The organism is Alicyclobacillus tolerans (assembly GCF_900142255.1).
GTDB lineage: Bacteria > Bacillota > Bacilli > Alicyclobacillales > Alicyclobacillaceae > Alicyclobacillus_I > Alicyclobacillus_I tolerans.
This window is the reverse complement of record NZ_FRAF01000007.1, coordinates 14,872-40,727: the sequence shown is the minus strand read 5'-3', so window position 1 is coordinate 40,727 and position 25,856 is coordinate 14,872. Positions and strand designations below refer to the sequence as shown.

Genomic DNA, 25,856 nt, shown 5'->3' with positions numbered 1-25,856 from the left:
ATCAGTTTTTGTTTTCGAGAAAGGACTGTCGGAGTCGATGAATGAAGAGCGCAATGGTGGGCAGGAGTTGCAAAAATATCTGGATGCAGGAGATGGGAGTTCTTTTTGTAAGCGAGCCGCTATTTTGGCTAGGCAGTATGCAGTTGAAATTCCATCTGCTAGTCAATTTTTGCAACAATTTCAACTTTTGCGTATACAGATTATCAAGCGGCTTTGGGAGGAATGTATGCCCGAAGAACTTCGTTCCGAATGCCAATTTGTACTGCTTGGAGCGAGCGGTCGCGGTGAAGATTTTCCATTTTCCGATCTCGATTATGCTTTGATTACCAAAGATGGACTATGGAGAGAAAAAAGTTTACTCTTCCATTTATATCAATTTCAAAGACGAACATACGAATACGGTTTTTCTCCTTGTCCAGGCAATGTTATGGCCAGCAATGTCCGTTGGCGGGGGGATAGCAAGCTCTGGACTACGCGTACGGATGCTTATTTTCACTATCCAGATTGGAAACATGCTCGGTTTCTTTATATGATCCTGGATGGAAAACTCCTTGCAGAAGAGGGAGAATCTTCTTTTTGGCGTCTTTATCAAACATCGGTATTGCAAAGGATCTCTCAATCTTCCTTTTTGCAGTGGGAAATGGCCAGTCTTGGTATTCGTGGAACTGTTGGCAAACGTCCACAAAGTCGGAAGCATTGGTTTGGCAAACAACGCCAAATAGGATGGAATGTCAAGACTGAGTTACAAACACCCATCATTCGTGCTATTCGCTTGCTTTATACACGTTCTGTGCCGTTTACCAATGAATCAGTTGATAAATGGGCACAGATCACTGCGACCAGGGAGCGCTTGGAACGAATAGAGAAGTCAGGGGTTATATCTCACGATTGGAGCTGTCATTTGCGGCAGGCTATCGAATTTGCCAGTATGTTGCGACTGCGTGCGCAGTCGGCAAGTTATATGGCCAAAGGAAGAGCGTCGGAGGAAATTTCTATGGAAGATATAAGCTTGGAGGAATATCAGGCATTACAAAACCATTTGCATGAGGCGAAAAAATTAGAACAATTTATTGTCCAACATTTTCGCAAACCGCGAGGTAGCGCATGAAGTGGTTTATACCGCGCGAAACAATCCATCCTCGCGATAAGTTGTTATCACCTGCCGAAACTTTAGAAAAATTATGGGAATCTCCACTGGATGAAGCTGGATTTCTTGTGCTTGATATAGAAACTAGCGGATTTTCTGCGCAAAATGATCTGATTTTATCTCTAGCTTATTGTGTCTGTTACGGCGATACCATAGAATCTGTAAAATCTGCTCTGATTGCCCATCCATCTTATGACAAAGTCCCAGAAACGATTTGGGGATTAATTGGTCTCAGTCCGAGTGTTTGTCAGCAGCAAGGGGTTCCAATAACGGACGCGCTTCATGATTTGCTGGAGGATTCGGTTAGTAAAATTTGGGTTGCCCATCATATCCGGCATGAGATGGCATTTTTGCAAAAAGCGGTTCGGGAAATTTGGAAGCAACGATTACGGCCCATCACCATTGATACTGCTGTAGTGGCGCAGGCGCTTTTTCGGTTGCCGCAGGCTCCTCTTTTAGAACAGACATGTCAACTTCTGGGTGTCACAGTCAGTAACCGTCACCGTGCTGATGAAGATGTTAGGATGACATCCGCTGTTTGGCAAAAAGAGTTACAATTATGTAAAAGAATTGGACTTCGAACTGTTGGCGATCTCGTTGATTGGTCTGCGGATGGTGCTTGAGCGTTAACACGACTATCAATGATTGATGAAGCATATGGAGAGGGGTTGCTTATAATGAAAAAACGCCGCCTGATTCGCTCAATTGCTTGTGAAGTCAATGGTGGACAAGGATATTTTCCTAGTGATATCCGTAAATATTACAATATTCCGGATAATTTGGATGGCTCGGGACAAACGATTGGCATTTTAGAATTTTCCAATGGCTATAGTTTGAGTGACGCTGAGTTATTTTGGCAAATGCATCACATATCTCCACCTAATGTTGAATTTGTTTCAGTAGATGGTACGCGAAACGACGGTGGAGCATCTTCTGAAGATGAAGAGGCGTCTCTGGACTTACAATGGGCGGGAGCAATTGCTCCGGGAGCTCATATTGTAATTTATGAAGCGAGTGCTGGGCAGACGGATGCGGATTTTGCTGCCTCTATGCAAAATGCTCTTCAGTATATTTTGCAAGATACCGCCCATTCTCCAACGGTGCTTTCTATTTCCTATGGTGATGGTGAAATTTCTTTTGGAAGCCAGGCCATTGAAACGTGGGAAAAGGCGATTGCTCAACTGGATGCTCAAGGAATCACTGTTTGTGTAGCATCAGGTGATGATGGAGCTTATGGGTTGCACAATTTGAATGGTCCATTGACGCGTCATGCGGATGCACCAGCTTCTTGCCCTCATGCTGTTGCTGTAGGCGGTACGTCTTTGCCAGAGGGCGGACCGGAAAGCGCATGGACTTACTATGGACCACAAAACGGCGGAGCTACTGGTGGTGGGTATTCACAAGTTTTTTCCATGCCAGTCTTTCAAACAAAAGCAGGACTTTCTGGACAAGGTCGTGCGCTGCCTGATATAGCATTCAATGCCGATCCGGCAACTGGTTATCAAATTATCTTCCAAGGTCAGCCGATTGTAGTCGGTGGTACTTCTGTGGCGACTCCCATTTTTGCAGCGATTGTAGCTATAGTGAATCAAAAAAGGTCACAAATTGGATTGAGTCCTGTAAGCGGCTTAACAGAGATTCTTTATCAACAGTCGCAAAGTTTACCCTACAATTCAATTACCAGTGGCAACAATTCTTTCAACGGAGTTGTGGGCTACAATGCTGGACCTGGCTGGAATGCTTGTACAGGTTTTGGATCACTGAATGTGGCTTCTTTTATAGAGAGTCTTTTAAGATAAAACCCGTGCGAGCTTGGTAAATATTTCGTGTAGCAGGGAGGTGTCGAAGGGTGTCGAATGTGTCCTTGTTACACTTTTGTAACTCGGCCATTCTTTTTGAGGAGAGCTTTGTGTGAAGAATGTTTTGTCTTCTTTATTGCATAGAAAAGGGATAGTTCGTAAACGCATTCGATTCGTTTATCGTATGACAACTTTTTGTATACTACTGCTGGGTTTTTCTTTGCTTACGATGCCTGTGGTTTCGGCGGCAAACTTGCAAATTTTTTACCGAAAGCAGCCAGACTTTCATTTGCATCGACTGCTTCCTAAACAAATTGTCATTGGCAGTCATGAGACCAATGGCATGTCAATGGCTACCGATCTTACTCAACAATCTTGGCCTAAACTCATTTCAAAAGCAGCCGTTTTAATTGACCTGCGGACAGGTACAGTCCTTTATGCTAAAAATCCAATGGTTCGTCATTATCCAGCCAGTCTGACCAAAATTCTAACCGCTCTTCTAGCGTTGCAAACGACGCCAGTGAGTGATGAAATCTCCATCAGCGCTAAGGCTGCTGCCGAACCACCTGACAAACTCTACCAATTACCAGGAGAGACGCATTCGCTCAAAAAATTGCTTTATGCTATGTTGCTTGACTCGGATAACGATGTAGCAGAGGAAATTGCGCAGGATTTAGCGGGATCGCAAGCCGCATTTGCTGATTGGATGAATAGTGCGGCAATTCAACTCGGTGCTTACCATTCGCATTTTGTCAATCCAAGTGGACTTCCAAATACAGAACAATATACGACGGCATACGATATGTCACGTATATCCTATGCCGCTATGCAAGTTCCTGAATTTAGAAAAATGGTAGACACAAAATCAATATATTGGAACGGCGAGGCTTGGCATGCTACATTAACCAACATTAATCCTTTACTCTTCAGTTATCCTGGAGCCATAGGTGTTAAGACTGGATACACGAGTGAAGCTCACGAAACTTTAGTGGTTGCGGCCAAACGTGGGCAACAAGAGTTTCTCGCGGTGCTGCTAGATTGTCCATTAAATAGCGAGATCGTCACGGATGCAACTCAACTGCTTAATGCAGCATTTGCCCGAGCGACATCCATCATTTTATTGCCTTCCCACTACATTGTGGGTTATCTGGTCGACCCGCTAGGTACGCGTGTTCCCTTGCAACTTACTGAGCAGGTTGCTGCTGTATTACCCCTTGGTGGTCATGAAAGGATACAGTCGATTCACTGGCATGTTGATAATTTACGTTCGAGGAAAGTATTGCCTTCAGGTACTCAGATTGGCATGGCCAGTATCCGTGTGACAGGAGCAGAGAATGAGACGTTGCGTGTCCCAATTATGCTTGCCGCAAAGTGGCAGGGCAAGCAACATGCTCGAACGTCTAACTGGGCCAGCGTTGTCATATTGGCTTTCATTTTTGTTGGTGTTGTTTTATTCGTGAAACGTCGCCAAAGGAGTAGGCGGAATAGAAGTTACTGATCCCGATTGCAACATATACATTTTATAATACAACCCCTGCTTGGCCAGTAATTGTTGATGTGTACCTCTTTCCACAATTTCTCCGTGATGTAGGACAAGAATGAGATCTGCATCTTGAATTGTTGATAGTCGATGTGCAATTGCAATGGTTGTACGTCCTTGACGCATACGCGCGAGAGCTTCTTGGATGGCTTCTTCGGTTTCAGTATCTACACTGGCTGTGGCTTCATCAAGAATTAAAATTTTAGGATTGCCAGCCATAGTGCGAGCAAAGGACAATAGTTGACGCTCTCCTGCCGACAATGTAGATCCACGTTCACCCAGCGGCTCGTGAATACCGTGGGGAAGTTTGTCAATGAAACGATCGGCCTGCACAAACCGCACAGCTTCTTCCACTTGTTCATCAGAAATGTAAAATCTTCCTAATCGAATATTGCTGGCAACATCACCTACAAATAAAAACGGATCTTGTAAAACAAGACCTATTTTTTTTCGCAATTCATCATTCTCAAAGGATTCTATACGTTGTCCATCAATAAGAATTTCTCCTTGCTCAATGGAATAAAAACGCATAAGCAAAGAGACAATAGAGCTTTTTCCACTGCCAGTATGTCCTACAAGCGCTACAGTTTGTCCGGGTTCTGCAACGAAGCTGATGTTTTTTAAAACTGGATTTTTCCCGTCATACGAGAAAGTGACATTTTGAAATTCAACCCGACCGTTGTATATCTGTGCGGAACACTGTTCTTGGGAAGATTCTCTTTGTGGTGCAAGTTGCTGTTCATTGAGAAGATGAAATACTCGTTGAGCAGAAACCATAGCCTGTTGAAACATATTCATCCGTTGCATCAAATTGTTGACAGGCTCAAAAAATTGCTCCAAATAATTGACAAATGCGTATAGTACACCAATATTGACCGCAGAGATAAGAGAATTCCGGCCAAAAAACCAGATAATTACAATTAGTGTCGCAAAGTAAACGAGATCGACTAAAGGACGGAGCATCAAACCGTTGACTCGAATATTGCGCATTCGAGAAGACCGATATGCGTTGTTAATATAGGCAAATTCTTTTTGCAGACGAGTTTGTTGACGCATGGCCTGAATCACATACATCCCTTGTAAAGACTCGTTCATTTTGGCATTGAGTAAACTCAAGCGATGTCGTGTGACGTGAAAAATTTTTGAAGAGATTTTTCGGTAAAGCCAATTGATAAAAATCAGTAAAGGGGCAACAAATAAACAATCTAATGCGAGTTTGGCATCTAAATAAAACATGGCAATAAATATGCCAGTTAATTGGACAATCGTTTGGATAAAGGTCGAAAGTACAGAAACGAAAAGATCGAGAATGGCTTCTGTGTCGTTGGTGATTCTCGAGATCAGTGTTCCACCGGGTGTTTTGTCAAAAAAAGCGAGTCCAAGTTTTTGTACATGGGAGAATACATCTTGGCGTAACTGTTGGATGACACGAAGAGCAGCACGTTGAAACATGACCAATTGATTGTATTGACAAATAGCAGAAATGCATTGCAATCCAAGATAAATAATGGTTAACGAAACAATCGGTTGTATCGGGAATTTACGTGGAACAAGATAGTTGTCAATAAATCTTTGAATCAAAATCGGGCCAATCACATTTCCTAATGTTGCTATAATAAGTAGGCAAAACGCTGCAAGGAACAAGTGTTTCTGTGGTTTGGCGTAATGGAACAGTTTGCGCCCTACACCACTTCGCGACTGTAGAATCTCTTCCTGTGGCATTAAGCTGGATTCCAGAGAACTCACGCGATACCTCCCTCCTCAACCAGAGATTCTAACTGTTGACGATCCCACATGGCTCGGTAAATGCCATTTTCTGAACATAATGAAGCATGTGTGCCATATTCTGCAATTTTTCCGTCTTCTAAAACCAAAATAAGATCAGCGTGTTCGACAGCAGATAAGCGGTGTGTGGCAATTAAAGTTGTTTTACCGGAACGATTTTTGCGCAATGATTCGAGAATGCGATGTTCCGTGCGTGCATCAACTGCAGATAAAGCGTCATCCAGAATAAGTATTTCAGCGTCCATTAAAAGTGCCCGAGCTATGGAAATACGCTGTTTTTGGCCTCCGGAAAGAGTTACGCCCCGTTCTCCGACAATGGTGTTATACCCGTTTGGAAATTGTTGTATATCATCATGGATTTGCGCCATCTGAGCCGCTTCTTGAATTTCCGCAAATGATTTGTCAGGAGCGGCAAAAGCAATATTCTCAGCAATGGTTGCCGAAAATAAAAAGTGATCTTGTGGTACATAGGCGACCGCTTGTCGCAATGCATCCAGAGTGTAGTGATAAATACTTTGTTCACCAATCTGAATGTCGCCATTTTCGACATCAAATTCACGCAACAAGAGTCGTAAAATGGTTGATTTTCCACTTCCCGTTCGGCCGACAATTCCCAGTGTTTTGCCGCGGTGCAGATGAAAATAGATTTGCTGTAGAGAAGGCATAGATGATTCTGGATAGGTAAAAGAATGTACCGTATAGTGAATGCTTCCACTCGGCACAGAATTTATGGCATCCGGTTTGTCTGCAATGTCACTTTTTATGGCAAGCAGTTTGCGAATTCGATCATAGGAAGCATGTCCGCGTTCGACAATATTGAATAACCAGCCGAATGCCAGCATTGGCCATATGAGCTGGCCTAGATAGATGGAAAACGCGGTTAATTGACCCAGGTTTAATTGATGGTGAAGCACAAACCAAGCTCCTGCAGCAAAAGAGAGAAAATAAGAAAGAGTTACAACGATACCTATGGTAGGATCAAACAGTGCATCTATCTTGGCTACTGCTAAATTTTTGCGAATGACGTCTTTAGATAAATCTGCAAAAGCTTGTTTTTCTGAGTTTTCTTGGCCAAAAGCTTTGATAACACGCATTCCCGAGATGTTTTCTTGTACCTTATCGTTAATATCCGAAAAAGCAGCTTGTGCAAGCGTGAATCTCCTGTGCAAAATTTTACCATATAATTGCGTGGTTATGGCAATAATCGGCATAGGAAGGAGCGCGATCAACGTCAATTTCCAAGAAATTGTGATTGCCATTGTAGCAATGACCAGAATGCCTGTGGTGATGGAGTCGACAAGAGTAAGAATTCCATCCATAGCCGTACTTTCAACAGCTTGAATATCGTTTGTGGCATGAGCCATCAAATCTCCGATTCGGTGTTTGTGATAAAAACTAGGAGACATTTGGGTGAAATGTCGATAAAGTTGAAAGCGCAATTCTGTAGACAACTTGATGGCAGAACCAAAGAGTAAAATTCTCCAGAAATATCGCAAGATATACATGGCTAAAGCAATGGCTGCAATGTAAAAAATCCAATGCGTGAACTCTTGGGCTGTTAATTGATGATGTCGAATGCGATTGACCATTGCACCAACGATTTGAGGAGGGATGAGCCCCAGCAGAGACACTAACATCAGAAGTAGAATGCCACCAAGATAATGTCCTTTTCGTTCGCGAAAAAACCACATCAAATCAAGGAACACCCGCAAGCGGAATCTCTCCCTTCAACTAAGTTTAATCTTATCGGAAGAAGAATAAAAAAGCACCTGAATGTTCCTGGGGATTTTCATGAGACAGGTTATTTATCAAAAGTGCGGATGTCTCCTGGATCGAATCTCATAAAGCAACATTAAATTTGAGATGAGTGTGATTTAATATTCAATTAGGTATCAGGCCCCCTTACGCGCATCAACGAAAAATGTTTCTTTCATTTCATGCGCGTAAGACAAGAATTTAAGTCTTCATCAGCCTGCTCATAGCACCCAAATAGGAGGTTATGGTAAGAGTGGGGGTAAAATGATTGCTTTAGCCAGTTCTCTTTTTAGAGCAGGGGAGTGTTTTTATTGAGAAAATTGGAAGGATTGAAGAATCGATGTAGCCAGAGTCTGTTCAGATGATGGCAGAACTACATCAATATATGCATAACCGGATTGATTATTGGAAGCTATGATTTCACCCCAACCTTCGTTACTGGTTCCACTTGGTGAATAATTATAGGAAAGTGTATGTGCGTCTGCGCTTGTGGATACCACAGTGGCATTAGAGACAGGTATGACTTGTTTCAAGTTAGGCTGTCCATTGGCTCCCATATAGCAGCCGACACAAGCGGAGTAGGCTATCGTAATTTTTGAACTAGAATCGTTAGGATCTGTAAGCACCCATCCCGTTGTGTCACCCTGACCATTCCCTTTCAGTGGATGACTTGTCCAACCAGTTGGGACCTGAACTTGAATACCATAAGACTGTCCAGCTTGAAAAGCAGTCAAACTATTGGAATTATCCGCATTGGTATTGGTCGTATTTGTGGTATTGGAATTGCTATTGCTAGAATTCCCGGTTGTATTCGTCTGTGATGTATTAGCCGGGGTGCTGCCAGCGGCGGTATTGGCAACTACAGGACCACCGCCACCTCCGCCTGATGGCGTGCCGCAAGCAGATACGATAAAGCCAGTCAGGATGAGTGCTGCAGTCAGGGTCCATTTGTTCATGCTTTCAACTCCTCGCTGGATTTGAATCTATCATACACATTTTCAGCGGGAAGATGCTATCCATATATGTAAAAGAATAACTAATCGATACAAAATTTTAACTTTTGCATTCTTCTAAAGCTACTTGGTCTTGGAATACGGTAAATAGAATTGAAATAAAAAGGCTGCCTTGGAAGAGAGTGCTTATTATCCTTGGCAGTCTTCTCAAAGTTATTAGGCAAAATGATTGAGAAGATGAAGACGCACCCACTCTTTTGCGCATTCAGGACAAAGCGCTCTGCTCAAGGTGCTGGATTCATGGTGAGCACCACAGTTTTCGCAATGTTCCTCAGCGGATGTTGTCAGGGAAGTTAGTTCTTGAGTTTCCAAGGGAATCGCAACTCCTCTCCATCTGTTTTATAACAATCATACACACAGATACATTGTTTTGCAACAGATATGAAAGAATTTTTTGAAAATAAGGCAAGTGACCTGAGATTGTTCATCAGTTCGCTGTTTTATTGACTTGAACTAAGGTTAATCCATCGTGAAATGGCAGGGTAAATGCAGTGAGTTCTGGATGATGCGTTACATTTTCCAAAAATGTACGCATGGCTGAAGGTGCAGGTGACATATTGTTTGTGTCGAGTGTTCTTCCTGCTGATAAGACGTTATCAGCAATCCAAACAGTTCCATTGTGGGAGAGTTTGAGCATCCATTCCAAGTAAAGAGGATAAGCAGGCTTATCGGCATCCAGAAAAATCAGATCAAAAGTTCTACCTTCTTGAGTTAATTCGGCCAGTTTCTCTCTGGCATCACCTAATATAATGGTAAATCGTTCTTCAGAATATCCGAATTGGGTTAAATTTTCGTGTGCAAGCTCAGCAAAATCAGGATTTCTTTCAAGGCAAATCAAATGTCCATGTTCTAACATACCTTCTAACAGGCAAGATGCACTGTAGCCAGCCAATGTGCCAATTTCAAGTGCTGTTTTGATTTTGGCGATCCGACAGAGAAAACTTATAAAATATCCCCAATCTGGCTGGATGCAAATCGTTGGCCAGTTACGTTCTGCCAACTGATGTGTGATGAAATCATACCTTTTCTGTAATGTGAGAAATTCTTGGCTATAAAGGATAGAGAGTTTAGATATATTTTCCATAAGAAATTCAATCCTTTCTGTATGTGGTAGCTGTAAATTAAAACTGTTACAGTATGGTCAAGCTTAAGGATGGATATTTTACACTGAAATGTAGAGGGAACATGGTACAATAAAGCGATAAACTTTTTCAAGAATGTATTTATCATAGGAAATTGATAAATTGAAACTGCGTATAGAGGTGTATGAATGTGAGGCATTCTCGCCATTCAACGAAAAGAAAGTCAATGGTAAATAGTTCGCATCACGCTGAACGAGGCGAGAAAATCAAAAGGTCTCTGCCAATTCGCTTGGCGCGTGGTGCTATGTTTACTGTCGCCGCCTTAGCTTATTTGTTTGTATCAACGTCGTTGCTATTATTTCATGGTCCCTATCAATCATTGAAAAATTATTTCATTCAGTCATTGGATACGACGATGCATGGTTATTTATTAAAACCGCTCTCTCTTTGGACATTGCCAGAAAGCGAGATCGACAAATATAAACCTAATTTAGGGATTCGTGGCCCATCCGCGCTTCCAACGCTGGTCGATTACAGTAACGGGACCAATGGACATTCACCAACAAGCATCAAAATGGAGACCATTCATGAACCCACCTTCACTGCGTATGTGATGTTTATATCTCCACCTACTCGTGTGGAAGTAGCGGTGACGAAATATATAGGTGTTCGTGGTGAAACGGTGAGTGAATTTGTCAATGATACAGGGGCGATTGCAGGCATTAACGCAGGAGCTTTTCAGGATTCTCACCATTGGCGCGGTACAGGTGGAATTCCGCTTGGAATTACAATGCACAATGGACAACTAGTGCATAACGATCCGTCGCAATGGAATGACGACCCTACCATTGGCATCACGAATAAGGGTCAGTTGATTGTCGGCTCCTATACTGTGCAACAATTAAGGCAAATGGGTGTAACTCAGTCCGTTGCCTTTGGTCCTGTTCTCATCCAAAACGGGAAGCCGGTTTATGGAATCAATACTTGGGGTGTTGCGCCAAGAACAGCCATAGGGCAATTACGCAATGGCACAATGGTTTTTGTAGTCACAGATGGTCGGTTAGTGAATGGTGTCAATGATTTGGGAGCTTCTATAGCAGAGCTTCGTCAATTAATGTTGAATCTTGGTTGCATCAATGCAGCCAATCTGGATGGTGGTTCTTCTGCCACCATGGTATATAATGGAAAGCTAATCAATACTCCAACCGACGTGCTAGGTGAGCGCGCGGTGGCGACAGCATTTGTCGTCATGCCGAATTGAGGGTGCGCATATTGTTAAAAAAAACTTGGACGAAAATTGCTGCGTTTGTAGTCTTGGTGAGTGTTGTTCAGGTGGCTGCGTTTCATCATTATAATTCCATATTAGGACAAGCAAACTCGTTAACAAACCAGAGCGGGGATTCTAATCTTTTAGCTTCAAATCAACAAATACGTGCAGAAGTAGAAAAACTAAAGGCAAAATATCCGGTAGTTGATGTTTCTCCGGATGGTCAATACGTTGCTTATGCGGATACCTCAAATATTGTGCATGTGATGGACTTGACGACAGATAAGCAACTGATGCAATACAATGAAGGCAATTTGGTCACGTATCTGCTCTGGATTCGCAATGATACGCTGTTTGTCGGTCTCCAACAGTCACCAGGAGTAATCACACTCAATACCTTGGATATTTTGGAACCTAATTCACCGAATCGGCTGATTCACACATTTTATGTTTCACCAACGGCTAGCATTCGAAAAATTTCATACAGTTATCTGACCAACGATACGTACATTCTTATTGCTACAGATTCTTCCAGTGTGTTATATCACTATGATACAAATGGGAATATTAATCGTGTGCATTTAGGCGGGGTATTTGTCAAAAATGTGGCAGTGACATTGACGGGAGATATTTTGTATTATGAAGATTATTCAAATGGCACTTTCAATGTCATGTCGGACAATAATGGAACTATCCAGACTATTCAGCAAGGTGGCGCTCTCATTGATGTCGTGAATAATACTTTGTATTATGGCGTCATCAATAATCAAGGACTTGTCACGGCTGTCTATAAGTTGGTCAATGGACAGGGTGTACTGGTATCAACGCTGGCTCAACCAGAGTTAGCTGAAAAAATTTCTGTGAATTCAAATGGACAAATTACGATTCATCATCGATTGCCGTCCAATATTCTGCAACCAAGTTCCAATACATCTACGGATGCAGCGTCGGCTGGAGGTTAAATAGAAGGTTTGCAGGATTGGATAGTTGTATACAAAAAGATTTGAAAAGCCGGTTAGTGGCTGAAGGGCGATCTAGAGAAGGGGTGCTGTGTATGTCGCAGCGCGCTGTCGTTCGTCAGGGATTTACCAAAACCATCAAAAGATATATGCTTTTTCTCTTGGTAGGTGCGATGAACGCTGCAGTCGATTTGCTCGTATTTAATTTGTTTTTCTTCATTGTGCCTACAAGGGCTGTCTGGGCATTGGCACTTTATAATACTATGGCCGTACTGGCAGCTATTGCAAACAGCTATTATTGGAATAAAAGATGGACATTCCAGGCGGAGGCCACCGGATCGAAAAAAGAGAAAATGTTATTTCTTATCCAGGCTGGTATTAACCTGCTTATCAACGATTTAATTGTTTTTTGGATTTCTCGATATTTGGTTTTCAATAAATCTATACCTCTTTTTGCTTCTGGGAATGCAGCGAAAATTCTGGCAATGATGCTTTCTTCCTTTATTTCGTATTTGTTTATGCGTTATATGGTTTTTCGTCAACCCAAACGTTGTACAGGTTCGTAAGCGTTGAAGCCGGTATTGCTGGCTAAACTGGGTCATGAGGGGAATCAAACAGTCTATGCGCAAGATCCTTGTTGTTAGCCAAAGAACCATAGAGATGGAGAAGATGGCTACTTTTCTAGACAGCCAATCTTTTGCCCCAATTTATCCTAAAGATATTTTGGAAGATCCTATTGATCCGCCATTTGACCATCATGGTATGGATGAAACGCATCATACGGAAATAGAAGAATGGGTTGGTCAAATTCATTGGGAAACGGGAATGGCTGTTTGGTATATGCAGTCGTCTTTAGAGTTCCAGCATTCAGTATCCAAAGCTTCTGAATGGCTACCGATTCATGCAGATTACGAGCAAGACTTATTAGAACGTTTGAACAATCCAGATTGGGAACTAAAGAAAATTTACCTGCATAATTGTGCTGTCAATGAATTGGGCTGTCCATTTGTTCGAGAGGATACTTTTGCAGTCCGAAATTGCCCGGCTGTTTCCGCAGACCATACGCAAAAATGGCCATTTCCTCAAACGGATTTTGTTATCACTATGGAAAACTCTCTGGTCGATCCGCTGCAGTACGCGTTTCAACAATTTCTATTAGAATCAGAAATGCTTGGCCAGGATGATTTCTAAATTCGATAAGACCTCAAGAAATAAGTGGGTTCGCAGTTAAAAAGGCCTCACTCTTCAATTTTAATTGAAGGAGAGGCTTTTTTAGGGTCACTATGGGTGATGATAGTTTTATTCGTGCAAAAGGCCGTTTATGATAGAAACTGTTGTTGCCATTCTAGAGTACGTTTCAAACCTTCTTGCAAAGAAATGTTAGGTCTCCAATCCAGTTTTTCAGCAGCTTTCCTAATATCCAATACACTTCTCTTGACATCACCTTTTCGTTCTCCTGCTCGATTTAGAGGTATACTTCTCTTTTCAAGCAGGTCAGCAATCAGTTGATAGACCGCAGATGTGCTGATTTCTGTACCCGATCCGATATTAAAAGCTTCATTGTCGCCGTGAGTTAAGGCTTGTAAGTTTGCCCGGCAGACATCGGATACATATACGTAATCTCGCGTAGTGCCATCGGGCTGATCCGCATAAGCATAAAGTGTACAAGGCTGATCAGCCAGCAGGCGGGTTATAAAAATAGGAATAACTCCTGATTCTCCGTCTGGAACTTGGCGTGGGCCGTAGACATTTGCATACCGCAGTACGGTGTATTTTAATCCATAAGTCACGGCATAAAAATGCAGATATTGCTCACCTAGATATTTGTGTATGGCATACGGTGAAATCATGCGTGGTACATAAGTCTCATCCGTAGGAATGATGGGAGCATCGCCAGCCAGCGCGCCACCAGATGATGCAAAAATGACTTTACGTACACCGTGTCGAACACTGGATTCCAATAAATTCAAAAAACCTTCCGCATTCTGGTGTAAATCATAGAGAGGATTTTCAACAGAAGCGGGAACAGATTTCTGGGCCGCATGATGATTCACAATATCTGGTTTTTCGATCTTTATGATGGTATCCATATCTTTTGATTCTATGCTGACAGGATAAAATGTCACACCATCTGGGATATTGCTGAGTGATCCTGTACTCAGGTTATCCAGAATGACTACTTTATGTCCGGCTGCTATATAGGTGTCCACCACATTAGAACCAATAAAACCAGCGCCGCCAGTGACTAGAATTTTCAAGGGAACAGATCAGCTCCTTATTCGTTACTCCTCATTTTCCACATAGATCATTTTGACAGTCATTCCGCCATCTATAACAAGATTTGTTCCTGTGATGAAACCAGATTCATTGGAACAAAGAAACTGACAGGCTTTTGCAATGTCTTGCGGTCTTCCTACGCGTCCAACTGGATGTTGAGCACAATCTGCCTCAGAATGTATGGGGACTTGTCTGTTTTCACTATCCTGCCAATCGCTCACCTCAATCCATCCTGGAGAGACAGCGTTGACGCGAATTTTCGGACCGAGTGATACGGCCATTGCGTGTGTCAGAGCAAGTATCCCACCTTTTGAAGCGGAATACGGAAACGTATTGGCCTCAGACATTAAAGCGCGAGTAGAGGCCATGTTAACTACAGCAGGAGCTTTGGCTTTCTCAAGCAATGGCAAGGCATACTTGACGCATAAAAAAGGCGCTCGTAAATTGACAGCAATCACATCGTCAAAATGTTCTACGGGCATATCAGCTAAAGGCAGTCTGGGTGACATAATGCCAGCGTTATTAATCAACGCGTCTAATTTCGGGGCAATTTTCGCTGCCTGCTTCATAGCAGAGACAATGTGCTGCTCATTGCGCAAATCTGCTAATAAAGAGGAGCTGGCGTAGCCTAAATCTTGCATGCGTCTCATTTGTTCAGTTAAAGCCTGTTCGTGATGGTCTAGTAAAAAAACATGCCAGCCGCTTTGTCCAAAAGCTTCACTGACAGCCCGCCCGATTCCGCGTGCTGCTCCAGTCACCAGGACGTATTTCTGAGATTCTGTGTTCATCCCATCCACGCCTTAAATAGATTGGTGGTAGGGCCTATAGGATAAGCAATGTATAGTAAAATAAATACGGTCAAACCAGTGGCTGCTGTGATAAACCAAATAACCACAGTCCATGGTCCGACTTTTCGGTGTTTGGCAAAGTTCATCCGAAACGCGAAGACGAGCGTTACAATGCCGAAAATAGCTGCAACAGTTGCCAAAATCGAGTGCGTTTGGAGAAAAGCGTAATAAAAATTGGCCATCGACTTTGGACCGCCAAAAGCTGTATCGCCAATAAAAATGGTTTTTAGTACATAGGTGATGAAAAAAAGCGCAGCAAACGTAGAGCCGGTAAGCATCAATCGCTTGTGGAGCAACTGTCTTCCCTGACGGATTTGATACCACCCAATACCAAACAACGCAGCACTAATCAGAATGCAGGCTTCGTTGAAATAGGCTAAAAATAGCCCCATGATTGACACCCCTTTCTATCAAACTGCATTGTAACATTAGCACGGTGGGGAAAAAAGCTACGCCTATACCACAAATCGTAGCAATGTGTGAAACTCTGTCTAGACCATCAGAAGAGCATAGATGATGTGGTTGTGCAGTCGAGAGGAATAAGCGAAAATTTATTTAAATTGAACAGGGAGATGATGCAATCTTTTGGTTTGAAAAGATGGATTACCCTGAGGAGGTTTTTCAATGTCCTATCTATTGCCGATTGTCCTCATTTTACAAATTATCCTGATGATTTGGTTGTTTAGAAAGCAAAACAGAGAACGAAATCCGGAATGGTTGGAGTCATTGACCCGTCTCAATCATGACTTGGACGCTATGAAAGAGAGTTTTTCTGTTGAAAGAGAAAAAATCCTTAATGGACAACATCAGGAGTTTCGAGAGATGCGTGCGGAATTAGGTCAACAATTGGAACGTTTGCAGCGTCAAAGCGGTGAGCAGCTTCAGCAACAGTTCCAGACTTTTGGTCAACAGCAAAAAAATTTGTTTGACGCCTTTTCTAATCAACTTTCACAGTTGACGACGATGAATGAGCAAAAATTGGAACGTGTCAGAGATATTGTGGAAAAACAACTTCATAAAATACAGGAAGATAATGCACTTCAATTGGAAAAAATGCGCCAAACAGTAGATGAAAAGCTCAATGCTACGCTTGAACAACGTTTGACAGAATCCTTTAAGCTGGTCAGCGAACGTTTAGAAGCTGTCCATAAAGGTTTGGGCGAGATGCAGACATTAGCCAGTAATGTAGGAGATTTAAAGCGAGTGCTTGGCAACGTCAAAACCAGAGGTACATTTGGAGAAATTCAATTAGAAATGCTTCTTGAGCAAATATTATCACCCGAACAGTATGAGAAAAATGTCTCAGTGCGCAAAGGTTCTGCCGATCGCGTTGAGTTTGCCATAAAATTGCCAGGTCGTGATCGTCAAGATGAAGCCGTATGGTTGCCAATTGATTGTAAATTTCCATTGGAAGACTATCAAAGGATGTTAGATGCGGAAGACAGAGGGGACTTGGAATTCATGCAGGAAACTGCCAAGTCTCTGCTGTCAAGAATTCGTCAAGAGGCAAAATCGATATCCGACAAATATCTTGACCCACCTCATACGACAGATTTTGCTATTCTGTATCTGCCCATTGAAGGCTTGTTTGCTGAAGTATTGCGTCAACCAGGCATGCTGGAAAAATTGCAACAAGAATTTCGGGTGATTGTCTCAGGGCCCACCACCATCACTGCTTTGTTAAACAGTTTGCAAATGGGATTTCGTACACTGGCTATTCAAAAGAGATCGAGCGAAGTGTGGGAGTTACTGGGGGCCATTAAGACACAGTTTGGTACATTTGGGGACTTGCTCCAAAAAACTCAGAAAAAATTACAAGAAGCAAGTAATGTGATAGAACGAGCTTCTCGAAGTTCGCGCGGCATTGAACGTAAATTAAGACAAGTGGAAGCATTGCCGAATAGCCAAGCGTCTTTATTGTTGCCTGAATTGGGAACCGAAGAAGAATGGGAAGAACTTGATCAATAATCTAGACCTCAGACGTACTTAGATAAAAGACAAAGAAGTTTTCTTTTCATTCGACTTCGAATTGGGGAGTGGCAATTGTCAGTGCCTCTTTGTTTGAGGATGGCGTAAAATGACAACAGACGATAGGTGGCTGGACTAGGGGGTAGGAGTATGAACGATGACTTCTTGACCAGAACTATAGTCTGGGCCATGATATCATTTTTGCTTCTGGAAGCTCTCTTGCCGGAAGGGTACAACAATATCGCTTTTCTATTTCTTATTTTGCAATCTACGCTTATCTACGTCCTTGGTATTGCTAGACAAAAGAAAATTGATTTTACGGCTACAAGCGCCAGACTTTTCATTACTTATATTGCGCTTGCTGCTTTAATCGTCAATACGAAAGATGAAAAGTAATGGATTGTAGATTAAAAAAAGTCGCCTGATTCTCTCAATTTAAACAAGGAATCTGCGACTTTATTTTTTATGTTTAAAAAACGGATTATCACATTCTAGGCAACCTGGTCGGAATGACAGGACTCGAACCTGCGGCCTCACGGTCCCGAACCGTGCGCTCTACCACCTGAGCTACATTCCGAAAATAAAGACCTCTATTTGAACAAAAGCTACTATAGCACGCTTCCTCTTGGAGCGTCAACTCTCTAAAAAGCCTTTATATGTTCGGTCATTTGTTCGCATCCATGAGTTGAGGACTGATATAATAGAAATCATCCTCCAAGGGAAGTTAGGTGCTTGATGTTTATGCATAAAATGGGAATTGGCAGCGAGCGTATTCTCGACGGACTGAATCCCGCTCAATTAGAAGCTGTACAAGCTACAGAGGGACCACTTTTGATTCTCGCTGGTGCAGGCAGCGGAAAAACAAGCGTACTCACTCGCAGGATAGCTTATCTGCTGGGGCATTGTCGAGTTTCGCCTTGGAATGTGCTTGCCATTACTTTTACCAATAAAGCTGCACGCGAAATGCGTGAGCGTATTGAACAATGGGTTGGACTGGCTGGACAAGATGTCATGGCCAGCACATTCCATTCTTTCTGTGCAAAAATTTTACGCCGCGATATTGACCAGATGGGATACAGTACGCGGTTTACCGTACTTGACAGTTCGGATCAGATTGCCATTGTACGTAAAATTCTGCGCGATTACCAAATAGATAGCAAGAGATTTGACCCGCGTGCGGTGCTGGGAGGCATTAGTCAGCATAAAAATGCATTGGTGAATCCCCAAAAGGCTAAAGATGGAGCACGTGATTTGTTTAGCCGAATAGTAGCAGACACCTACATCGAATATGAGCGCAGATTGAAACTGAACGAAGCGCTTGATTTTGACGATCTCATTATGAAAACAGTTGAACTTTTTCGCGCAGTTCCCGAGGTTCGGTCGGCATACAGTCAAAAATATCGTTACATTCATGTGGATGAATATCAGGATACCAATCATGCTCAATATATCTTGATCCGCCTACTTGCAGATGAGCATCGAAATCTTTGCGCCGTAGGGGATTCCGATCAATCTATTTATGGTTGGCGTGGTGCGGATATTCGTAATATTTTGCAGTTTGAAAAAGACTTCCCGGAAGCCAAGGTGATTCGTTTAGAACAAAATTACCGTTCAACGCAAACCATCCTGGATATTGCCAATCATGTAATTCGAAATAATCGCGATCGTCAAGAGAAGACGCTGTGGACGGATGGTGAAAAAGGTGAGGCTGCTCAACTTTTGGAATGCCGTGATGAGCGTGTTGAAGCTGCCTGGATCTCTCAAGAGTTGGTGAAATGGGTCGAAGCGGGAGGACAATACACGGATGCTGCTGTGCTGTATCGTACAAACGCTCAATCGCGTGTGATTGAGGAAACCTTTTTGCAACGAGGTATACCCTACCGCATCTATGGCGGTGTGCGTTTTTACGAACGAAAAGAAATTCGTGATTTGATTGCTTATTTAAGACTTATTGACAATCCTGCGGACGACGCTTCATTTTTGCGCATCGTCAATGTGCCAAAACGCGGAATTGGTGACACATCGCTAGGCAGATTAGCAGAATATGCAAATGCACATCAAATGCCCTTGTTGGCGGCCTGTGAACATCTCGAGGCTGCTGGTTTAAGCGGCAAAGCTAAAATGGGTTTAACCTCCTTTGCGGAGTGGATGGAAGAATGTCATGAACAGCAGAAAAAATTGTCGGTTACAGAAATCACTCGTCTGATCATTGAGCAGACAAAATACGTGGAGATGCTGCAGACAGAACATTCTTTAGAAGCAGAGAGTCGCATAGAAAACCTCGAAGAATTTCTCTCGCTGACGAAGGAGTTTGATGAAAATTGGCCAGGATTGGAACCTGTAGAAAGGCTGAGTCAATTTCTTACTGATGTCTCCCTGGTGGCTGATACAGACATGGATAATGGTCGCCCTTCGCCTGAATCGGCGCAAGGTGTCACGCTCATGACACTGCATAGTGCCAAAGGACTGGAATTTCCCATCGTTTTTTTAATCGGTATGGAAGAAGGTATTTTTCCGCATAGCCGCTCTTTCAATAGTGAAGAGGAACTGGAAGAAGAACGTCGACTTTGCTACGTGGGAGTTACCCGCGCCCGCAAACGACTTTATTTGAGTACATGCGCTACACGAATGATTTTTGGTGATGTGCACAGTTATACACCATCTCGGTTTCTCAAAGAAATGCCGGTTCATTGTTTGCAGCGAATTTCTCCTGGACAGCCTTCAGAGAAACGCGAGTTGTGGCGTCCTCGTTCAAGCGGCTTGCTACAACAGATACCTTCCTCTTTCGGAGCGGATTTGTCTGTCGAATATCATGTTGGCGATCGCGTTTTGCATCGGAAATGGGGACAAGGTGTGATTCTTTCCACCAGTGGCAGTGGAGAGGATATGGAAATGACAGTTCATTTTCCAGCACCGATTGGTGAGCGAAAACTTGCGGCTCGTTTTGCGCCCATTCGCAAGAGTGAATAGGTTGGCAAGATCTATTTATGAAGTGGGAATTCATCATAATGTGGCAAGGATACTCCCACTGCATAAAGTGGGGGAGGAATTGCCACGAACTTTTCCTCTTTAAGCATCACTAAAACAACGATACACTAATTTTAGTGAAAGGTGGTGAGAGCGTGGAACTTGTGCTCACGGCAAAAGTGAAAATTGTACCGACTGAGGAACAACACACGATGTTACAACAAACATTACAGGCCTATCGCGAAGGTTGCAATTATTTGTCGGGTGTGATTTACACCACAAAAAATCTCATACAAGCCCGTCTACATACCACCACGTATCGCTATCTGCGAGAAACGTTCGGTTTGCGTTCGCAAATGGCCCAGTCCGTCATAAAGACCGTCATCGCCCGATACAAAAGCATGATGGAAAACGGTCACGACTGGAAGAAAGTCGGATTCAAAAAGCCAGAACTGGATTTAGTCTGGAATCGTGACTATTCGCTGGGACACGGTGTGTTTTCAGTCAACACCTTAGCAGGCAGAGTCAAAGTGCCGTTCGTAACGAAAGGCATGGAACATTACTTTGATGGAACGTGGAAGTTTGGTACGGCCAAAGTGGTCTATAAACACGGGAAGTTCTTTTTGCATATCCCCATGACCAAACATATCGAAGAGACAGAATGGGAACATATCAACGAGATTGTTGGCGTGGATATGGGAATGAATTTTCTTGTCACGACTTACGATTCGCATGGCAAAGTCTGGTTTGTCAAAGGTCGCCATGTGAAAGACAAGCGTGCGCACTACAAACAATTAAGAAGGCACTTGCAACAACGTCAAACGGCATCAGCCAGGCGGCGACTCAAGAAGATCGGACAACGAGAAACCCGTTGGATGACCGATGTGAATCATCAGGTCAGTAAGGCACTCGTAGAACGGTATGGAGCCAACGCCTTGTATGTTTTGGAAGACTTAACGGGCGTTCGTGAAGCGACAGAAAAAGTACGCAAACGGCATCGCTACGAATCGGTATCGTGGGCGTATGATCAGCTTCGGCAGATGATCGAATATAAAGCCATTAAATTGCAATCGAAAGTGATTGCTGTCGATCCCCGCTATACGTCCCAAACTTGCCCAAAGTGTGGGCATATCGAAAAAGCGAACCGCGATAAAAAACACCATCGTTTTACGTGTAAAAACTGCCATTATCGGTCCAATGATGATCGGATAGGTGGCATGAATCTGCACCGAAAGGGAATTGAGTACCTGGTTGCAGTGACCACATCGGCATAGCCTGTGTGGCCGGGGTGTTGTCAGCCACCCCACGATGTATCCCCAAGTTAAAGAAGGAGACCGAGGTCGCTTGCACTTCTGGGGAGATACAAGCCCCCACCTCTTAGGTGGTGGGTAGTTGACGAGGACAAGCTAGTCGTTTAGGAAGGGGAAAGCAGGATTGGACGCTGAGCAAGCAAAGGCGCGCATGAAACAGCTAATAGAAGAAATTGAAGAACATAATCGTCTTTATTATGAAGAAGATGCACCACGCATCAGTGATGCTGAATGGGATAAGATGATGCGTGAATTACAAGATTTGGAACGCCGTTATCCGGAATGGGCTGATCCCAATTCACCTACGCAACGAGTGGGCGGTTCGCCTCGCCAGTCATTGGTGAAGGTTGTTCACCAGTTACCCATGCTGTCTTTGGCCAATGCGTATTCTCCAGAAGAGTTACGAGAGTTTGATCAGCGTGTGAGAGATGTGGTGGGTGATTCAGTACAATATGTTTGTGAACTGAAAATTGATGGTTTAGCTGTGTCCCTGCGTTACGAAGAAGGGAAACTTGCGCTTGGAGCAACGCGGGGAGACGGAGAGACTGGCGAAGATATCACGGCCAATTTGCGAACCATTCGCAGCCTGCCTTTGCAATTAAAAGAACCGTTGACGCTTGAAGTGCGCGGTGAAGCTTATATGCCAAAACAAACATTTTTACGACTAAATGAGGAACGTGAAGCACAGGGATTGCCCCTTTTTGCGAATCCTCGCAACGCCGCAGCCGGTTCATTGCGCCAACTTGATCCAGCTATTGCGGCCAAACGAGGTTTATCTTTGATTGTCTACCAGGTTGCTTATATTGAAGGAAGAGATTTGTCTACACATTCGCAAGCGCTCGATTTTGCGCGTTCCCTTGGTTTGCCAGCGGTCGGAGAGAGACGCGGCGGTATGAGTATTGATGAAGTCATCCAATATATTCAGGATTGGTCGGAAAAACGTCATACGTTGCCTTACGCTACAGACGGCATGGTTGTAAAAGTGGACAATTTTGCTCAACAGCAAGTACTTGGGTTTACAGCTAAGAGTCCACGCTGGGCCATCGCTTATAAATATCAAGCAGAACAGGCGGAAACTCAGTTACAGGAGATTGTTTTGCATGTTGGACGGACAGGTGTGGTGACACCTACAGCTGTTTTTCATCCGGTACAGTTGGCAGGAACCACAGTTACGCGTGCCTCTTTACATAATGAAGATATTATTCACGCACGCGATATTCGTGTCGGTGATTGGATTATTGTGCAAAAGGCTGGAGACATTATACCCGAGGTGGTACAGTCCTTGCCCAATCGGCGTACAGGCAAGGAAAAGTCGTTTGAGATGCCTGCCGCTTGCCCGGAATGTGGGGAAAATCTGCATAAGTTTGCTGGAGAAGTTGCTTGGCGTTGTGTCAATCCTAATTGCCCAGCGTTGTTGCGCGAAGGGTTGATTCATTTCGCTTCTCGGGACGCCATGAATATTGAAGGATTGGGAGAAACGTGGGTTGGAATTCTGGTTCAGAAAAATTTGCTACGCAGTTTGCCAGATATCTATCGGTTGCAACGAGATGCTTTATTGACTCTGGAACGAATGGGGGAAAAATCAGCAGAGAAACTTCTTGCAGCTATTGAACGAAGCAAGAACAATGAACTGTATCGTTTCATATTTGGACTCGGTATTCGCATGGTGGGTGAAAAAGCTGCCAAAACGCTAGCCCGGTCCTTTGGCAGTCTGGATGCCCTGAAAAATGCATCGTATGAAGAACTGCTTTCACTTCGCGATATTGGTCCCAAAATGGCAGAAAGTATTTACCAATACTTTCATGAAGCTGCGATATTGCACATGCTGGACGATTTTAAAAAACTTGGCGTTTGGCCAACTGAGAATCATATTGTTACGGAGCAAGAGCAGAAAACACCCTATTCTGACAAAGTGGTTGTATTGACAGGAACGCTTCAATCGTACGATCGCGCTGAGGCTACTCGTCTGATCGAGCAGTTAGGCGGTCGTGTAACAAGCAGTGTGAGCAGCAAAACAGATATTTTAATTGCTGGGAATGAAGCTGGTTCAAAATTGAAGAAGGCGGAAGACATTCGTGCTTCCGGGAAACAACCGCATCTGCTCATTTTGAATGAAGAACAATTTTTGGAATCGATTGCCCCGTATATCCCCCAAACAAATGTAAGGCGCACCTGACAGAAAGTACCACTCTTTCAAGTAGGCTTGACGTATATCCCCCAAACAAATGTAAGGCGCACCTGACTGCTTTTGTGTAGTCAGGGCGCTTTTGCAAACATCCATGAATCTCAGATGTACGAAAAATGAATGCTTATTGATGTTCTTTGGAACGTAGAAATTCTGGTACACTCAATGTTTCTGACGTCCGTGTGTGAAAAATCGCAACTCTGCTCGAATACCGACCGATGGCAAAAGCAACCGGAATAGCAATGACGCATGCTGCGATGATTTCGTGAGTGGTCATGGATACGGCCATCTCCTCTTCCATAGAATTTAGCGGCGACAGGTTTTCCGCCTCTTCTCCAACGTATGCTCATGCTTTTCTGTGCATGTCTCTTTCTATGAAATTTCAAGAAAGAGATGATATCTTGTCTGTTGCTCAAGGTCTGGTATAATGAGGGCCGTGTAAGATGGTTTGCTTCTTTATCCAATAGAACATCAGAATGAGGAAAGCATTCTAAATATTGTAATATGCATCAATGTAGACATAAACCATAATACGATGTGGAAGGGTAAAAAAGACACTCAGGTTGGGCGATAGGAGGTCCCCTGAATCACATGCATCCCGTTTGGTATTATCTCGTGAGCTTTCTTTTATCCTTAGGAATTGTTTATGCTACGGTGCCATTTATTCGAAAATTTGCTGTTCATCTTGGTTTTGTAGATCAACCTAATGGAAGGAAAATTCATAAAGAGCCTATTCCTTTACTCGGCGGACTCTCTATCTATTGTGGGTTTCTTGTCACTGCGGCTTGGATGGGGAAGGCGGGCAGTACCTTTTGGGGAATTGCCATTGGGGGTTTCTTGATTTTTTCTATCGGCGTCTTGGATGATTTTTATAAAACAAGAGGTAAAGATTTTAAAGCTTTACCTAAGTTTTTGATGCAAATTGCTGCTGCTGTAGTACTTGTTCTTTACCAAATTCGCATTACAGGTATTTCTTTGCCATTTCAACACCGATATGACACTTTCCCGCTTTGGGTTTCAGTTTTGGCCACGGTGCTATGGGTAGTTGCGATTACAAACATGATGAATTTTCTTGATGGCGTGGATGGGCTGGCGGCTGGTATTGCAGCAATTTCTGCAATGACGTTGTTTTTTGTCGCATTGCTCAAAGGTCAGCCGGTAATGGCTGTGTTCTCCATTGCCTTGATGGGTAGCGCTATCGGGTTTCTTCGCCACAATTTTTATCCGGCGCGTATTTTCATGGGTGATGCAGGTGCAACATTTCTTGGGTTTGTTTTGGCGGCCATTGCCGTAGATGGGGCATTTAAAAGCGCTACAGCTGTTTCCTTGGTAGTACCTGTTTTGGCGCTTGGCGTGCCTATTATGGATACGGTCTGGGTTCTTTTTCGGCGTGTCAGGGAAAATCGGCCACTTCATATTGCTGATAAAGGGCACACTTTTCACGTTTTGATGAAATCAGGGTTAAGCCAAATTCAAACAGTTACTTTTCTTTATTTACTCGGTATATGCTTTTCACTTGCTTCTATTGTTGTGCAGTTAGCAACCCGCTGATAATTAACTTCGTATCTCCTTCTGTAGCTATGCTATAATGCATGACATTGAATTGTGTGTCCCTTCTAGGGGCAATTTTTTGACATGGCAAGACAGGAGGATGAAATTCTTGCAAATTACTGCAGATACAGTGCGCCATGTGGCTAAATTGGCACGGCTCGCAGTCTCCGAAACAGAAGTGGAGCGACTTACTCCAGAATTAAACGACATACTGCACTATGCGGAACAACTTCAACAACTTAATCTTGATGACGTGGTAGCCACCAGTCATTCATTTCAATTAGTAAACGCTTTGCGCGCAGACGTGGTACGCCCCTCTTTGCCAAGAGAAGAAGCGCTCAAAAATGCACCAGATTCGGAACAAGGTCAGGTCCGCGTGCCTGCAGTGCTGGAGGGGTAATCA

The 25,856-nt window shown here is 43.4% G+C and carries 23 protein-coding genes and 1 tRNA gene; 15 read left to right on the top strand and 9 right to left on the bottom strand.

The annotated features are described in order from the left end of the window. Positions 1-37 precede the first annotated feature (37 nt). The 4 genes from BUA75_RS05170 to BUA75_RS05155 all read left to right on the top strand — a co-directional run bounded on the left by BUA75_RS05170 (position 38) and on the right by BUA75_RS05155 (position 4,444). The gene (locus BUA75_RS05170) at positions 38-1,108 is read left to right on the top strand and encodes a DUF294 nucleotidyltransferase-like domain-containing protein (RefSeq protein ID WP_072873512.1); all 1,071 of its coding nucleotides are present in this window, start codon (positions 38-40) and stop codon (positions 1,106-1,108) included. Continuing rightward, entirely contained in the window at positions 1,105-1,770 is a 666-nt protein-coding gene (locus tag BUA75_RS05165) for a 3'-5' exonuclease (protein WP_083574097.1), read from the top strand. The genes BUA75_RS05170 and BUA75_RS05165 overlap by 4 nt, the downstream gene beginning before the upstream one ends. Positions 1,771-1,824: 54 nt before the next feature. Further along, positions 1,825-2,946: a S53 family peptidase gene (locus tag BUA75_RS05160; protein WP_072873511.1), complete on the top strand. Its 1,122-nt coding sequence runs from the start codon at positions 1,825-1,827 to the stop codon at positions 2,944-2,946. A gap of 112 nt (positions 2,947-3,058) precedes the next feature. Further along, positions 3,059-4,444, top strand: a complete 1,386-nt coding sequence (locus BUA75_RS05155; RefSeq protein ID WP_072873510.1) for a D-alanyl-D-alanine carboxypeptidase family protein — start codon at positions 3,059-3,061, stop codon at positions 4,442-4,444. Here BUA75_RS05155 and BUA75_RS05150 read toward each other — a convergent pair. The 4 genes from BUA75_RS05150 to BUA75_RS05135 form a co-directional block, all read right to left on the bottom strand. Then, complete coding sequence (locus tag BUA75_RS05150) at positions 4,397-6,208, bottom strand: ABC transporter ATP-binding protein (protein WP_072873576.1); 1,812 nt, start codon at positions 6,206-6,208, stop codon at positions 4,397-4,399. The genes BUA75_RS05155 and BUA75_RS05150 overlap by 48 nt on opposite strands. A gap of 20 nt (positions 6,209-6,228) precedes the next feature. Beyond that, a complete protein-coding gene (locus BUA75_RS05145) occupies positions 6,229-7,983 on the bottom strand; it encodes an ABC transporter transmembrane domain-containing protein (protein WP_072873509.1) in 1,755 nt (584 codons plus the stop codon). A 351-nt stretch (positions 7,984-8,334) separates the two neighbouring features. Beyond that, positions 8,335-8,982, bottom strand: a complete 648-nt coding sequence (locus tag BUA75_RS05140; protein WP_072873508.1) for a DUF4850 domain-containing protein — start codon at positions 8,980-8,982, stop codon at positions 8,335-8,337. A gap of 484 nt (positions 8,983-9,466) precedes the next feature. Beyond that, the gene (locus tag BUA75_RS05135) at positions 9,467-10,123 is read right to left on the bottom strand and encodes an O-methyltransferase (protein ID WP_072873507.1); all 657 of its coding nucleotides are present in this window, start codon (positions 10,121-10,123) and stop codon (positions 9,467-9,469) included. A 224-nt stretch (positions 10,124-10,347) separates the two neighbouring features. Here BUA75_RS05135 and BUA75_RS05130 point away from each other — a divergent pair, with 224 nt between their 5' ends. The 4 genes from BUA75_RS05130 to BUA75_RS05115 all read left to right on the top strand — a co-directional run bounded on the left by BUA75_RS05130 (position 10,348) and on the right by BUA75_RS05115 (position 13,538). Beyond that, on the top strand, positions 10,348-11,382 hold the full coding sequence (locus BUA75_RS05130) for a phosphodiester glycosidase family protein (RefSeq protein ID WP_072873506.1): 1,035 nt from the start codon (positions 10,348-10,350) through the stop codon (positions 11,380-11,382). Between the two features lie 11 nt (positions 11,383-11,393). Next, positions 11,394-12,350 carry a hypothetical protein gene (locus BUA75_RS05125; RefSeq protein ID WP_072873505.1) on the top strand — a complete coding sequence of 319 codons (957 nt, stop codon included), beginning with the start codon at positions 11,394-11,396 and terminating at the stop codon, positions 12,348-12,350. Positions 12,351-12,442: 92 nt separating this feature from the next. Further along, on the top strand, positions 12,443-12,913 hold the full coding sequence (locus BUA75_RS05120) for a GtrA family protein (protein WP_072873504.1): 471 nt from the start codon (positions 12,443-12,445) through the stop codon (positions 12,911-12,913). A 55-nt stretch (positions 12,914-12,968) separates the two neighbouring features. After that, positions 12,969-13,538, top strand: a complete 570-nt coding sequence (locus BUA75_RS05115; RefSeq protein WP_072873503.1) for a hypothetical protein — start codon at positions 12,969-12,971, stop codon at positions 13,536-13,538. Between the two features lie 128 nt (positions 13,539-13,666). On the opposite strand, the gene BUA75_RS05110 is transcribed toward BUA75_RS05115, so the two are convergent. Genes BUA75_RS05110 through BUA75_RS05100 form a run of 3 tightly spaced genes read right to left on the bottom strand, consistent with a single transcriptional unit; the run spans position 13,667 to position 15,864 of the window. Next, a complete protein-coding gene (locus BUA75_RS05110) occupies positions 13,667-14,605 on the bottom strand; it encodes an NAD-dependent epimerase/dehydratase family protein (protein ID WP_072873502.1) in 939 nt (312 codons plus the stop codon). A gap of 24 nt (positions 14,606-14,629) precedes the next feature. After that, the gene (locus tag BUA75_RS05105; RefSeq protein WP_072873501.1) at positions 14,630-15,412 is read right to left on the bottom strand and encodes an SDR family NAD(P)-dependent oxidoreductase; all 783 of its coding nucleotides are present in this window, start codon (positions 15,410-15,412) and stop codon (positions 14,630-14,632) included. Continuing rightward, positions 15,409-15,864, bottom strand: a complete 456-nt coding sequence (locus BUA75_RS05100; RefSeq protein WP_072873500.1) for a DUF420 domain-containing protein — start codon at positions 15,862-15,864, stop codon at positions 15,409-15,411. The genes BUA75_RS05105 and BUA75_RS05100 overlap by 4 nt, the downstream gene beginning before the upstream one ends. A gap of 232 nt (positions 15,865-16,096) precedes the next feature. Here BUA75_RS05100 and BUA75_RS05095 point away from each other — a divergent pair, with 232 nt between their 5' ends. Together BUA75_RS05095 and BUA75_RS05090 are read left to right on the top strand one after the other, a co-directional pair. Further along, positions 16,097-17,440, top strand: coding sequence for a DNA recombination protein RmuC (locus BUA75_RS05095; protein ID WP_072873499.1), 1,344 nt, complete (start codon positions 16,097-16,099; stop codon positions 17,438-17,440). 150 nt (positions 17,441-17,590) lie between these two features. Continuing rightward, positions 17,591-17,836, top strand: a complete 246-nt coding sequence (locus tag BUA75_RS05090; protein WP_072873498.1) for a hypothetical protein — start codon at positions 17,591-17,593, stop codon at positions 17,834-17,836. A gap of 105 nt (positions 17,837-17,941) precedes the next feature. Here BUA75_RS05090 and BUA75_RS05085 read toward each other — a convergent pair. Next, positions 17,942-18,017, bottom strand: a tRNA-Pro gene (locus BUA75_RS05085). A 173-nt stretch (positions 18,018-18,190) separates the two neighbouring features. Here BUA75_RS05085 and pcrA point away from each other — a divergent pair. The 3 genes from pcrA to ligA all read left to right on the top strand — a co-directional run bounded on the left by pcrA (position 18,191) and on the right by ligA (position 23,893). Next, the gene (pcrA, locus tag BUA75_RS05080; protein WP_072873575.1) at positions 18,191-20,410 is read left to right on the top strand and encodes a DNA helicase PcrA; all 2,220 of its coding nucleotides are present in this window, start codon (positions 18,191-18,193) and stop codon (positions 20,408-20,410) included. A gap of 152 nt (positions 20,411-20,562) precedes the next feature. Next, positions 20,563-21,681, top strand: coding sequence for an RNA-guided endonuclease InsQ/TnpB family protein (locus BUA75_RS05075; protein WP_072873497.1), 1,119 nt, complete (start codon positions 20,563-20,565; stop codon positions 21,679-21,681). 160 nt (positions 21,682-21,841) lie between these two features. Further along, complete coding sequence (gene ligA / locus BUA75_RS05070) at positions 21,842-23,893, top strand: NAD-dependent DNA ligase LigA (protein ID WP_072873496.1); 2,052 nt, start codon at positions 21,842-21,844, stop codon at positions 23,891-23,893. 133 nt (positions 23,894-24,026) lie between these two features. Here ligA and BUA75_RS15840 read toward each other — a convergent pair whose 3' ends face one another. Continuing rightward, positions 24,027-24,179 (bottom strand): hypothetical protein, encoded by a 153-nt coding sequence (locus BUA75_RS15840; RefSeq protein ID WP_165611948.1) that lies wholly within the window; start codon positions 24,177-24,179, stop codon positions 24,027-24,029. Between the two features lie 314 nt (positions 24,180-24,493). Here BUA75_RS15840 and BUA75_RS05065 point away from each other — a divergent pair, with 314 nt between their 5' ends. Next, a complete protein-coding gene (locus tag BUA75_RS05065) occupies positions 24,494-25,453 on the top strand; it encodes an MraY family glycosyltransferase (protein ID WP_072873495.1) in 960 nt (319 codons plus the stop codon). A 109-nt stretch (positions 25,454-25,562) separates the two neighbouring features. Continuing rightward, positions 25,563-25,853: an Asp-tRNA(Asn)/Glu-tRNA(Gln) amidotransferase subunit GatC gene (gatC, locus tag BUA75_RS05060; RefSeq protein WP_072873494.1), complete on the top strand. Its 291-nt coding sequence runs from the start codon at positions 25,563-25,565 to the stop codon at positions 25,851-25,853. Positions 25,854-25,856: the final 3 nt, after the last annotated feature.